This window comes from Arthrobacter sp. BK1 (assembly GCF_056680055.1).
On record NZ_CM155263.1, the window covers coordinates 3,788,493 to 3,801,718 of the forward strand.

At 60.1% G+C, this 13,226-nt stretch carries 10 protein-coding genes; 6 read left to right on the forward strand and 4 right to left on the reverse strand.

The window, feature by feature from the left end:
- Positions 1–75: 75 nt before the first annotated feature.
- The 4 genes from glf to AC1MCA_RS17330 are packed head-to-tail and all read left to right on the forward strand — an operon-like array spanning position 76 to position 4,875.
- Complete coding sequence (glf, locus tag AC1MCA_RS17315; RefSeq protein ID WP_479799548.1) at positions 76–1,263, forward strand: UDP-galactopyranose mutase; 1,188 nt, start codon at positions 76–78, stop codon at positions 1,261–1,263.
- Positions 1,260–3,251: a glycosyltransferase gene (locus AC1MCA_RS17320; RefSeq protein ID WP_479799550.1), complete on the forward strand. Its 1,992-nt coding sequence runs from the start codon at positions 1,260–1,262 to the stop codon at positions 3,249–3,251. The genes glf and AC1MCA_RS17320 overlap by 4 nt, the downstream gene beginning before the upstream one ends.
- The gene (locus AC1MCA_RS17325; RefSeq protein ID WP_479799551.1) at positions 3,252–4,121 is read left to right on the forward strand and encodes an ABC transporter permease; all 870 of its coding nucleotides are present in this window, start codon (positions 3,252–3,254) and stop codon (positions 4,119–4,121) included. It abuts the gene before it with no gap.
- A 1-nt stretch (position 4,122) separates the two neighbouring features.
- Positions 4,123–4,875: an ABC transporter ATP-binding protein gene (locus tag AC1MCA_RS17330; protein ID WP_479799553.1), complete on the forward strand. Its 753-nt coding sequence runs from the start codon at positions 4,123–4,125 to the stop codon at positions 4,873–4,875.
- Between the two features lie 106 nt (positions 4,876–4,981).
- Here the strand turns inward: AC1MCA_RS17330 and AC1MCA_RS17335 are convergent, their stop codons facing one another.
- Positions 4,982–6,688 (reverse strand): DUF2142 domain-containing protein, encoded by a 1,707-nt coding sequence (locus AC1MCA_RS17335; protein WP_479799555.1) that lies wholly within the window; start codon positions 6,686–6,688, stop codon positions 4,982–4,984.
- Entirely contained in the window at positions 6,685–7,632 is a 948-nt protein-coding gene (locus tag AC1MCA_RS17340; RefSeq protein ID WP_479799557.1) for a substrate-binding domain-containing protein, read from the reverse strand. The genes AC1MCA_RS17335 and AC1MCA_RS17340 overlap by 4 nt, the downstream gene beginning before the upstream one ends.
- A 349-nt stretch (positions 7,633–7,981) precedes the next feature.
- Here AC1MCA_RS17340 and AC1MCA_RS17345 point away from each other — a divergent pair, with 349 nt between their 5' ends.
- Both AC1MCA_RS17345 and AC1MCA_RS17350 read left to right on the forward strand, forming a co-directional pair.
- A complete protein-coding gene (locus AC1MCA_RS17345) occupies positions 7,982–9,961 on the forward strand; it encodes a DUF6541 family protein (protein WP_479799559.1) in 1,980 nt (659 codons plus the stop codon).
- A gap of 99 nt (positions 9,962–10,060) precedes the next feature.
- Positions 10,061–11,320, forward strand: a complete 1,260-nt coding sequence (locus tag AC1MCA_RS17350) for a polysaccharide biosynthesis protein (RefSeq protein WP_479799561.1) — start codon at positions 10,061–10,063, stop codon at positions 11,318–11,320.
- Here AC1MCA_RS17350 and AC1MCA_RS17355 read toward each other — a convergent pair.
- Both AC1MCA_RS17355 and AC1MCA_RS17360 read right to left on the reverse strand, forming a co-directional pair.
- Complete coding sequence (locus AC1MCA_RS17355) at positions 11,313–12,233, reverse strand: glycosyltransferase (protein WP_479799563.1); 921 nt, start codon at positions 12,231–12,233, stop codon at positions 11,313–11,315. The two genes, AC1MCA_RS17350 and AC1MCA_RS17355, sit on opposite strands and share 8 nt — an antisense overlap.
- A 72-nt stretch (positions 12,234–12,305) precedes the next feature.
- A complete protein-coding gene (locus AC1MCA_RS17360; RefSeq protein ID WP_479799565.1) occupies positions 12,306–13,010 on the reverse strand; it encodes a glycosyltransferase in 705 nt (234 codons plus the stop codon).
- Between the last annotated feature and the right edge of the window lie 216 nt (positions 13,011–13,226).

Consider the following 13,226-nt stretch of genomic DNA (forward strand, 5'->3'; position numbering starts at 1 on the left):
GACAGGGTCTCAGGTAGGCTGGAACAGCAGACAACGCACTGCGTTGTGCTGCCCGCATTCGAACCAGGAGATTTTGTGACCGCTGACCTCGTCATCGTAGGGTCTGGCTTTTTCGGCCTGACAATCGCAGAACGGGCCGCCACTGAGCTCGGCTTGAAGGTAGTCGTTCTTGACCGCCGCCACCACATTGGTGGGAACGCGTACAGCGAAAAGGAAGAGCAGACCGGAATCGAGGTGCACCGTTACGGTGCCCACCTCTTCCACACCTCGAACGAACGCGTGTGGGAATACGTGAACCGGTTTACCACCTTCACTAACTACGTCCACAAGGTGTACGGCGTGCATAAGGGCGAGGTTTACTCCTTGCCGATCAACCTGGCCACGATCAACCAGTTCTTCCGCTCGAACCTGACTCCGGGGCAGGCCCAGGAGCTGATTCAGGAGCAGGCCGGCGAACTGGCCGGGACAGATCCGCAGAACCTGAACGACAAGGGCATCCAGCTCATCGGCCGTCCGCTCTACGAGGCGTTCATCAAGCATTACACCGGCAAGCAATGGCAGACGGATCCCAAGGATCTGCCGGCCGGCATCATCTCCAGGCTCCCGGTGCGCTACAACTACGACAACCGCTACTTCAACGATAAGTATGAGGGTCTGCCGACCAACGGGTACACCGCGTGGATCGAAAAGATGGCAGAACACCCCAACATTGAAGTCCGGCTGAACACCGATTTCTTCGACGAATCGCATGGGTACAGCAAGAACAAGGTCGTCGGCAACATCCCGGTTATTTACACCGGACCCGTGGACCGCTACTTCGACTTCGCCGAGGGTGACCTTTCCTGGCGCACCATCGACTTCGAAGAAGAAGTGCTCGACGTTGGTGACTTCCAGGGAACCTCCGTAGTCAACTACAACGACGCCGATGTTGCCTATACCCGCATCATCGAACCGCGCCACTTCCACCCGGAGCGCGAGTACCAGACGGAAAAGACCGTCATCATGCGCGAATTCTCACGTGCGGCGGAGAAAGGCGACGAGCCTTACTACCCGATCAACACGGCCGCGGACAGGGAGCGTCTGCTCAAGTACCGCGACTTGGCTGCCGCCGAGAAGGACGTCCTGTTTGGCGGACGTCTCGGCACCTACAAATACCTTGATATGCACATGGCCATCGGTTCGGCCCTGACCATGTTCGATAACCAGATCCGGCCGCATTTTGAAGCCGGAGCAAAGCTTGAAAGCGGAGGCGTAGACGCATGAGTGGCCCTGAAGAGTCGTTCGAGTGGAGCACTCTTCAGCGGGTGATCCTTCCCTCGCCGGACCAGACGGACACCATCCCCCTGTACGTGGATGCTGGTCCCGCCAGCGGAATCCGGTTGCGGGAGAACGACGAACTGGCGCGCTCGCCGAAACTGCCCGAAGACAAGCTTCAGATGTTCAGCTCCGGTGGGGGCCAGGCGCACTTTGAGGACCTGCTCTCGCGCCAGTCCATGCGGGTTCGAGCCGGCGAGCTGATTTCCTTTGGCACCTACTTCAACGCCTTTCCGGCCAGTTATTGGCGGCGGTGGACGTCCGTCCGCGACGTCCGGCTCGCCGTGAGGACAAGCGGTGCAGGCACTGTCACCGTCTACAAATCCAACGCCCGGGGCTCTGTTCAGCGGGTCGACGGCCACCATGTCGAGGGCGACACCACGTCGCTTTTCGAGCTGTCGCTTAAACCCTTTGGCGACGGCGGCTGGTACTGGTTTGATCTCGCCGCCAGTTCTGAGGGGCTTGTGCTGGAGAGCGCGATATGGGAGACCTCAGAGGCTGCCAGGGAGAGCGGCCAGGTAACACTGGAAATCACGACCATGAACAAGCCTGATTTCTGCCTCAATAACGCCCGGATCCTCGCGGGAAACCTGGACGCCCTGGCCAACGTCAAAGAAATCCTGATCGTGGACCAAGGCACGCAGAAGGTCGAAGACCAAGAGGGGTTCGCCGAGGTCAGCGCGTCGCTGGGTGGCAAGCTGCGCGTCATCAATCAGGAAAACCTGGGCGGTTCCGGCGGCTTTGCCCGCGGTATGTACGAGGCAGTGGAAAACGGCAGCGACTACGTCCTGCTGCTCGATGATGACATCGTGGTTGAACCCGAGAGCATAGTTCGGCTGCTCACCTTTGCCGACAGGTGCCGTAAACCGACGATCGTTGGCGGGCACATGTTCGACCTGTACAACCGGAGTGTGCTGCACACCTTTGGCGAAGTAGTGGATCCGTTCCGCGTGGTGCCGGCGCAGCCCCATGCCGACATGGAGCTTCGTCACGACTTCAGCGTCGCCAACCTTCGGCAGACTGCGTGGCTGCACCGTCGGGTTGATGTCGACTACAACGGCTGGTGGATGTGCATGATCCCGACGCGCGTGATTAAGGAAATTGGGCTTTCGCTGCCTCTGTTCATCAAGTGGGACGACGCTGAGTATGGTCTCCGCGCCAGGGAGGCCGGGTTTTCCACCGTTTCCCTTCCCGGCGCAGCAGTCTGGCATGTCTCGTGGATGGACAAGGACGACATGGTCGGCTGGCAGGCGTATTTCCACGAACGCAACCGGCTCGTGACCACTCTTATCCATAGCCCTTATCCCAAGGGTGGCCGTGTATTGCGCGAATCTGTGCAGGCAGATGTCAAGCACCTTGTATCCATGCAGTACTTCACGGAACATGGCCGGATCGAGGCGCTCAAGGACATCTTCAAGGGCCCCGATGATCTCCACCGGGTTTTGGCCACCAAGCTCCCGGAGATCAATTCGCTCAAGTCCGATTACCCGGACGCCCAACTGAGGGACGACGTCGACGATTTCCCTGCGCCGAAGCTTGGCCGGGGCCCCATGGGGGGCGCCCCGATCGGCATGCCGCGCAAGAAGGACCTGGTTTCCTGGGGCATCAAGACCGTTTCGCGACAGCTGGTCAAGTCCCCGGCACCCGAGAGCTCCGAACGTCCGCAGGGCTTCCTGGCACACCGGGACAACCGCTGGTTCAGACTTGCACACTACGACAGTGTTATTGTTTCCAACGCTGAGGGCACGGGGGCTTCCTGGTACCGTCGTGACCCCAGGAAGTTGAAGTCGATGCTGGCTGAAGCTACAGCGCTGCACCTCCGTCTGTACCGTGAGTGGGACAAACTGGCGGAGCAGTACCGCGCCGCCCTTCCGGAGATCACTTCCATCGCTGCCTGGAAAAAGACGTTCGACGCCGATCCCAAGGAAGGCCGCTAGATGGCCCGACTGATGGACCAGCTCATCAAACCTGGCATGGGCCGCGGGCTGCTGGATATCTACGGCGACCGTTTCCTGCTGAAGCTGCTGGTACGCAAGGAAATCAAAATCCGCTACCGTGGATCGGTTCTCGGGCTGATGTGGTCCTATGTGAAACCGCTGATGCAGTTCCTGATCTACTTCATCGCGCTGGGCATCTTCCTGAATCTTGAGCGCGGGACGCCCAATTACGCGATCTACCTTTTTTCGGGCATCGTCCTGGTCAACTTCTTCACGGAATCCTTGTCCAATGCCACCCGATCCATTGTCGACAACCGAGATCTCATCCGGAAGATCTACCTTCCGCGTGAGCTTTTTCCTGCGGCTACTGTGTGGGTCTCTGCCGCCCACTTCCTGCCGCAGCTCCTCGTACTGATTGCAGCGTGCCTGGTGGTCGGCTGGACGCCGTCCATCCTGCAGCTGTTGGCCGCTGTCCTGATTTTTGCCATGATGGCGGTCCTGGCTACTGGCCTTGGTCTCATGTTCGGCGCCGTCAACGTGTACTTCCGTGACTCGGAGAACATTGTGGACATGATTGTGATGGTTGTAACCTGGGCCTCTCCGGTTCTCTACGTGTGGACCATGGTGGAGCGGGTCATGGGGCCTTGGTACTGGGTCTACCAACTGAACCCGATCACCACCGCTGTCGAGGTCTTCCACTGGGCGTTTTGGGAGCCCACGCTGAAGGCGGACCAGATGGTCAGCGACACCATGCCCCCCGATCTGCTCGGCTTCTGGCTTCCGGTGTCTCTTCTCATCTCCGTCGCCATCCTTTTCCTCGGACAGTTGATGTTCCGCCGCCTCTCCGTACACTTTGCCCAGGAGCTTTGACATGACGTCGCACGGCCACGTTGCCATCAGCTGTATCGGCGTGCGCAAACAGTTTGTTCTGCGCCACACCCGTTCCCTCAAAGAAGCCCTCGTCTGGTTGATCAAAGGGCGCAAAGGAGACTTGTCCAAGCGGTTTATGGCACTGACTGACGTCTCCCTGGAGGTTAAACAGGGGGAGACGGTGGCGCTGCTGGGACTCAACGGCTCCGGCAAGTCCACGCTGCTGAAGCTGATCTCGGGTGTTCTACAGCCGGACGGCGGTACGGTGCGCACGCGCGGACGCGTCGCCGGCCTCATCGAAGTAGGAGCCGGCTTTCACCACGACCTCAGTGGACGCGACAACGTCTACCTCAACGGTGCCATTCTTGGCATGACCGAGAAGCAGATTGACGAGATGTTCGACTCCATCGTGGAATTCTCCGAGATCGGCGAATTCATCGACACCGAGGTGAAGTTTTACTCGTCCGGGATGTATCTCCGATTGGCGTTCTCGATTGCTGTACACACGGATCCGGAGGTCTTTCTGATCGACGAGATTTTGGCTGTGGGGGACGAGCCATTCCAGAGAAAGTGCATCGCCAAGATCAAGGAGCTGTCTGCCCACGGCAAGACCCTGTTTGTGGTCAGCCACGACCTCGACCTGGTGTCCACAGTCTGTGAGCGTGGAGTGCTCCTTGAGCATGGCGAAGTCATCATGGACGGGGAAGTCCACGACGTCGTAGCCGAGCTCCGCTCCCGAACCGCAGCCGCTTAGAGTAAAGAAGAACGGTCCAAGACGTGAATGTCTTGGACCGTTCTTTCGTTTAACTGCTCAGGTTTCCGTGCCTACCTGTCACGGTGCCTGGAGGGAACCCGTGTGCCTAAAGACGGGATTCGGCCTCGATGGTGGCCTTCGGTGCCGGTTCACTCTGAGGCTTGCCGGCTCCTCGTCGGGTGGCGGCGGCAAAACGCGGTGGCCACCTCAAAAGTACGGCGCCGGGGAAGGCGAAGCTGTAAAGGAAATGTGCAGCTACAGCCATGAGAACAACGTAGGCCACGCACAGTGCGGGCCAGCCTAGGGGCGGCTGCCATCCCGGGTTGGTTATCATGATTTGCCAGTTGGCCAGTTCGCGAATACCCACCACGTAGCGCCTCAGGATGTAGGCAAACGCCAGTGTATGGGCTGCTACAGCGGCCAACAGCACGATGCGCCCGACCGTTTTCGCTGCGTCCGACTGGCTGATCTTCAGGCGCCCGGCAGCAATCCCGGCTGAAATCAACACCACGATGAACAGCGGGAGGTTGTAGCGGCCCTGCCAGATGAACCCCATGGTGGTCACCACCTGCGCCTGGAGGATCGCCGGGACGATAAGCAGCATGGCGAGGGCGAGCCAGTATCCGGCCGCCCGCCGCAGTGGACGGACCGTCAGCGGCAACAGAAGTGCGATGACAATGAGGAAGTTCCAGAACATCTGCACTTCATCCGGCAGGCGGCTGTCGAGCCACCCCATAACGCCGACATACTGTGGGAAGAAACCGAAGAATCGATCCAGCATCGTCAGGAATCCCTGGTCCGGGCGGACACCCGGTATGGGATTGATGATCCCGAGGGGTGCAACGCCCGCTGACGCTGGGGCATTGAGCATCAGCAGGATCCACGCGATTCCCGCGACCACCCCGGGAACGGTCGCGGCCACAGCGACAAGAACGTATCGGTTCCTGAACGCAGCAACAATGGACCGGCGCTGATAGAAAGAGAGTCCAACCAGGAAGACGCACAGAAGCCAGATCAATGACACCTGCCGGGTGTTTGCCAAAGTTACTGACGCTGCCGCCACCGTCACGATGGCCGGCATGATGGCCTTGGGTCTGTGCGCGTTATCAAGCAGCACGATAAACCCGCAGAAAGCGGCCATCGTTGCCGCCACCTCCAAGGAGTTGGGGTTGATCCCGGATCCGAGGAAGAGAACCATGGGCGTCATGCTGACACTTGCCAGCAGGACCGGTATTTGCGGACGCAGGAACCGCGAAAGGGCGGTGAATCCGGCCGCCAGGAATACCGAGGTCAGCACGGAGCTAATGATGCGCATGGCATAAATGGAGGGTGCTCCGCTGAGCCAGAGGCTGGGCTGGCCCACAAGCCAGTAATACACCGGATTATAGGTTCCGGCTGTGGTGACGCCGATGGTCTCGTAGGTGTCCTCTGCAGGGATCGCGGGAGCGCAGCCGGCAGATGTGTCCGGCCTGTATTTGTAGCACCTCTGGGAGTCAAGGTTCGCTATATAGGCGGGGACTTTCACGTGGATGCCGTGACCGAAGGACATGCCCTCTTGAACAGTGATCTGGTTGCGGACCACTGCTGCTGCTTTGATCGTGTGCGCGGGCTCATCCGGAAACGCCATCAGCGGGGTGGCCAGGGCCCAGAGTGAAATGACAAGGGAGAAGAGCCCGAGCAGCTGGAAGAACAGCTTCCGCCCGCTGCGACTGCTGGAATGGTCCCTGATTTCGGCATCGTGCATGTGACGGTGCGAGAGGGGCGTCCCGTTTCCTTGAATTGCATTGTCCGAGTGACGCTTCAATCCGCTCATTCCGTCCCCTCCGCGATGGCGGCGACCAATTCTTTGGCCTGCTCAGTTGTTTTCCTGCTGGGGGGCAAGGCGCTGGCAAAGATGTTCGCATTGCGTTGGCCCGTCTCACTGAATACTGACTGCCCCCAGGAACTCACCAGCTCGGCGGTTTGAGCGTGCGAATACTCCCGGCAGAACACAACGTATTCCTTAACCGCCAGAGCGTAGCCAGCCTGGCCGTCCAATTCCTGTTCAAGTGAGCCAGGTCCCCGGAGTGTCGTCTCTCCTGCCTCGATGGCAGCAAGAACTGAGTCGGGCGAGAACGATTGGTACGAACCATCAAACTGCAGCGACGCAGTCGAATACCGGGAGCCGATGATCCCGCGGTCCAGGACAGCTAAGCCACCGACCGTGTTGTCCAATTCCAAGGGCTTGGTTTTGTCCTGGACATCGACGGTATCGGGCCATTCGGTGGTAATGCCGTGAGCCCATTCATCGCCGGCTTCCTGCGAAAGGTACTCGGTCACAGCCTCTGTGACATCCTTATCCTTGTCCGAAAGCAACGGTTTAACCTCCAGATCCGGCAGGGTGGTCCCCGGGTTTTCCTGAAGGATGAGTGGATCGTTCCATCTCGTGATCTTCTTTTCAAACATGCCGGCGAGGATGGCCGCGTTAAGCCTGACGCTTCGGATCCCGGGAAGATTGTAGGCGACTCCTACGGGAAGCAGCGCTGCGGGCAGAATCAGCGGACCCGCTTGGCCGCACAGCTGTCCGCTGCTGGCGGGCAACCCGACGGATCCGGGCATCGTTGTGGTGGCGAAATGTGTCTGCTCACGCGCCAGGGCATCCAGGCCTACTGCTCCTCCGTCGGGGGAGAAGGCTACCGAGACAGCGGGGTTGGGTCCACGCCATGCCTCGTTCCAGGCAGAGACCAGGCCACTCATAGAGCTGTTGCCGACGCCCACAAGGCTGCCTCTGAGTCCGTAATTGGTGTCTATTGCCGCTGGAGCAGAGCAGGCGGAGCCGGTCAAGACGATGGACCATGCGATTACCCCGAACCGTCCCAGCTGAGATGCGGTTCTGGGCTGCGCAGGATTTTTGTCTCGATATTTCACGTGCCTAGCCTACGCGGCGAGACTGGCGCAGCGTTATTTTAGGCCCGCGGCACACAGGACCGATCTGGCCCGGCTTCCGGGCGTGAGGTCTTGCAGCAGAACCAGTCGCGTATAATCGGCTGAGGTCAGGGCGCCTCCCGTCTGCATCGGTCGGTCGAGGCACAGCCTGGAGTTACCGCCGTCAACAGTAAGGTTTTGTATGTCCTGGATGTCGGAGGTGCCGGCGTTCTGTGCTGCTTTGACCCTTCTTTTTGCCCCCGGCGCCGTCGTCGCCTGTGTCGCCGGATTCCGTGGGCTGCCTTTATACGCTGCGGCTCCGGCCCTCTCCGTCTCGCTCGTGGCAGTAGCCGCTCTCGGTTCCCCGTTTGTGGGGTTGGAGTGGTCTCTTTGGCCGGTTGTGTTGGTGACTGCCCTGGCCGGTGTCCTCGTGTGGGCCGCGCGCAGAATCCGGCCTGGGAATGTCGAAGCACCGGTTCCCGAAACTCAGCGGCCCTTTGGCGTCGCGGTCTGCGCTGCATTGGTCATCGCCGCCGTCCTGTTGGGTAGCCGTATGGTCGGTGCGATCAGCGACCCGGAGGCCATTTCGCAGACGTTTGACAACGTCTTCCACCTCAATGCCATTCAGTTCATTCTGGAAAAACGCTCCGGATCGTCGCTTTCGGTAGGGGACATGACTGGCGGTGGGTTCTATCCTGCCGCCTGGCATGATCTCGTGTCCCTTCTCGTCCAGCTCAGCGGGGTTTCCATTCCTGTTGCGGCCAACGTCATCAATGTCTGCGTTGCCGCGGTTGTCTGGCCGGCCGGCTGTGTGTACCTGGCGCGGGTCATCGTGGGGCAGAGACCGGCCGCCGTTCTGTCCGCCGGAGTTCTTTCCGCAGCTTTTGGGGCTTTCCCGCTGCTCATGGTGGACTTCGGAGTGCTCTACCCGAACTTCCTCGCGCTGAGCCTCCTTCCCCTGGTCATGGCCCTGGGGATCGTTATCCTGAGGTTGGCGGCCGATGAGGCTGCCCACCCGGCCATGGCGGGAACTGTCTTCCTGGGGACGCTTCCGGGGCTGGCATTGGCCCACCCGAGCGGGCTGATGACGGTGCTGCCACTCCTTGCACCGGCAGCGATCTGCTGGTGGTGGCTACGGAGCTCCGGCCATTTCCAAAGGCCGCTCATAGGGCGCAGCGGTGTCTTGAGAATTTTGCTGCTCGTGGCCGGCGCCGCTGCCTGCCTGGCACTGTGGAAACTAGTCCGTCCTCCTGAGGCTGCCGCCACCTGGCCACCGGTCCTTCCTGCATTGGATGCGATATGGGACATCGTCACCAGTTCGGGCATTGGACGCCCGGAGTCCTGGGTAGTCATGGTGCTTGCCCTCATTGGACTGGCAGTTGCCGGCCTGACCAGACGCTACTGGCTCCTGGCCGCCTACGGTGCAGTTGCCGGGCTCTTCTTTATGGCAGTTGCCGGGCAGCAGGGCCGGATCAGGACGTTCCTCACCGGGGTTTGGTACAACGATCCAGAACGTCTGGCTGCCATCCTGCCTGTGGCCATACTTCCATTGGCCGTGCTCGGTGCAGTTACCTTCTGGGATGCCTGTGCCCGCGGGTTTACGACGGCGGGCCGGACCGTGCAGACGGGCAAGGGGACGGGCCTTGCCGGCTTCGGCCAAGCCGGCGTTCTCGTCGCGGCCTTGGTGTCACTCGCGCTCCTGGCGATCGGGACACAACAGGCCAACGTCGCCGCAGCCCAGGCCTCAGCTGCGCGCAACTACGTTGTGAGCGCCGACGCTGATCTCCTGGACTCCGACGAGCTGGCCCTCCTGCAGCGGCTCAGGGACGAAGTGCCGGCAGACTCCGTTATTGTCGGCAACCCCTGGAACGGCAGCTCCCTTGTCTATGCAATTGCACACCGGCAGACCCTCCAGCCGCACATCCTGGGAGCAGTTTCAGATGAGGCCCTGGACGTCTTTGCGAACCTCAACAAGGCCGCCTCGGATCCTGCCGTCTGTTCGTCTGTGCGTCAGCTTAATGCGGACTTCGTTCTCGATTTCGGCGATCGTGAAGTCAATAACGGTGAAGGCCGAACGATTGACTACGATGGGCTGGATAATTTACAGGCCAGCGGTACTGTCAGCGTGGTTGACTCCCAGGGCAGGGCGACGCTTTACCGAATTACAGCCTGTGGAGAATAAAGCGTCCGCACGCCCACACACTCTGCCCAGAGAAGGAACCACCATCAAACCTTGCATTCACAAATGCGGAACTGCGACGCATGAGGAGTCCGGGCGCCTATGAAAACCGTGCTTTTCAGACTTCTTGGCTTCACGGGTTTGCCGCTGCTGTCTTTGGTCACTCCTTTCCTCTTGCTGCCAATCCTTGCGCGCCTTGTAGGGGATGCCGGCTGGTCCAGCCTTCTGGCCGGGCAGGCTGTCGGAACTTTTGGTGCGACTGTGATCGCTTGGGGGTGGAACATGCAGGGGCCCGTCGGGATCGCCAAGAACCAATCCCCTCATTTCCGCGCGGAGCTATACCGCGAGAGCGTCAGAACACGGTTGCTTCTGTGCCTGCTGGTGTTGCCAGTCGTGTCATTCATCTCTGCATTTCTCGCCGTCCCGGAACTTCGGCTAGAGGCCGTTGCGATGTCATGGACTACTGCGTTGGGTGGCCTTTCGGTGGCTTGGTATTGCATAGGGCTGGGCAAACCATCGCTCCTGGCGAAATTCGACACCATTCCCCGCGTGATCGCGACTCTGGTCGCCGTCCCGATTATTCTGGCGACTGGACTGATCTGGTTGTACGGTGTGCTGCTTGTTCTTGCTGTCGCGATCAGTCTTTTGCTGTTTCAACGATGGGTCGTCCCACAAGGACAGTCGACCTTCACGCACTGGGGCGGGACTCTTGGCGTGTTGAGGTCGCAGCTGGCCACGGCGGGTATCAGTGCTTCCGGCAATACTTATGCAGCCACCCCTCTGCCGATTGCCCAGGCATTCGTCGGTGCGGCGCCGGCAGGGCAGTTCGGCTCCGCCGACACGATCTACCGATTTGGCCTTTTTTCGGTCATGGCGTTGGGTAACACGTTTCAGGGCTGGGTCCTGGAACTGGGTAACGCTTCAGAACGCAGGCGGCACCTCATGGCCATCCTGTCCCACCTCGCGCTGGGAGCCGTCGGTGGAGGGCTACTTGCCTTGCTCGGCCCCCTGGCGACGGAGATCCTCTTTGGTGCCCCCGTCAGGGCCACTGAACTGACCTGCCTGTTTTACGGCCTTGCTTTCTTCTTTATTTCCGCCGCATCGCCCTTCATCCGCAATCTGCTTGTTCCCTTCGGAGGCGAGAAACTGATCCTGGTGTGGACTGCTGTTTCGGCAGTACTCGGTTTGGCCACGATGCTGACTGCGGCCATGTCTGACTGGGCGGATGGAATAGCTTTGGGGATGGCCTGCAGCGAGGCTGTACTGTTCGCCGCGTTGGCCTTACCGGCAATAAGGAGGCTGAACAATCTTGACAGCTATCGCACCCGGAACGGGGAAGTGAAGCAGGTGGAGGCTACTTAAGCCGTTCGGCCAGTCGCGGGTCGATTTTTCCCATCCGGTTGATGACAGCGTCCCGGATGCCGTAGAGGAACCCAATCAAGTGAAGCTTTCGGTTGGGGCCATAAATGAACCTGACGATGTGGCTCTGAAGCTCCATATATAGGCGGCGTAGTATCCATTTCGGCTGAGTCAGCGCGTAACGGCGCAAGAGGACCAGTGAGTTCCGGGTGATGTAGTAGACACGGAATGGCGAATGGTAGTGGACGCTCAATTTCTTGGCTCCGATGCGCGCGTGCCAGCCCAGAATGGTGAGCGGCCTGGCATCACCCAGGGAATGAGCGAGATTGCTTCCCTCGCTGGCCAGCGCTCGGAACCCTGCCTGCCGCATGCGGGCGTTGAATTCCGAGTCCACGCAGTCGATGAAGAAGTCCTCGTCAAGGTACCCGACTTTGTCCAGGACGGCCGCCTTGATAAGCGTCCCGGACTGCATGGGGTCGAAGACCTCACGTTCGGGGCCGGCGCCAAATAACGGCAGCCTGATGCCGTTGTGGAACTGTGCGGCTACCATTCCCACTGTTTCCGGATCGCTGGACGATCGCGCGACGTCCAAGGCGTTCTCCACGTAGTTTCCGGTAAACCTCGAATCCTGGTCCATGGTGACCAGCCATTCGGGCTTCCACAGTTCGCGCGCATGCTTCATACCTGCGTTGAGTGCCGCGGCGATGCCGGAGTTGACCGGAAGCCGAACAACAACAGCGCCGGCGGCCTCCACCTTCGAGAGTACTGAGGAGACGTCGCCGGGGGAGCCGTCGTCGACCACGACTACATGGTGAACATACTGTTTCAGGGAAGCGACGTTCGTTATAAGTTCTTCTGTTGGCGAGTACGCGGAGACTACTGCCGCTACTTCCCGCGTGTTCGGAGTCAGGTCCATGGAGAGGCCATCCTTTTCGGTGCTTTCGGCGCACGTCGGTGCCTCCGATGTGCAGGTGGGGTTGTTGAAGGCCTAGTTGGCGAGGGCGCGGCGCGTGGCGATCAGGAGGTTTCTGAAGAAGTCCAGCCGCGCTGCGAGGATCTTGCCCGCGCTGCGGATTCCTTGTGGCGTCAGGTTCTCCCCATGGAGCCGATGCAGGATAGTGTCCTCTTCCAAGTAGCGGATGGAGCGATTGACGATACCCACCATGGCTATCCACTGATCGTGGGACTCGCGCATGTGCGCCGGGAACGGCAGTATTTTGGGGAGCAACTCCCGCCGGAAAGCCATGGCACAGCCCCAATGCAGCCGGTAGCCGATGACAATACCGGCGAGATTCCGCAGCGTGTGGTTCGAATCTTTCGCTTTGAGCCGGATTCGATGGAACCGGCCAAGGGGACCGTCGAAGTGCCGGCAATTGCTGACAACCATGTCCTTGTCCTGGAGGCCGGCGATCATTCGCTCAGTCCGTCCGGGAATCCAGATGTCGTCCTGGTCCGAAAGAAACACGTATCGGCCCCGGGACTCAGACAGCGCCCTTTCGAAGGTGCGGACGTAACCGGCGTTCGTAGTGCCCGCGATCAGACGGATACGAGGATCGCCGATTCCTTCGATGACGCTCTTCGTGCTGTCGGTGGAGCAGTCATCAATGATCACCAATTCATCGGTAGCTGACAGCTCCAGGAGAATGGATTCAATCTGTTCGCGAATGTGGTTTGCGCCGTTGTAGGCGGCCATGCAGACACTGACGCGCGGAATGAGCGTGGGTACCGGATCCATTGAGGCGGAACATCGCTTTCAGAATGTACCCGCTCGGTGGTGTCCAGCGGGGCTTGGTCAAACGAAGACCAGTTTAGCAAAGAGGCGCCACGGCGGAGGCGAGTATGCGCCTGGCCTATAATCGTAATGACGATGATCGTGTCCGGCCCCGCCCTTGCGGCGGCCCGGGGCGTG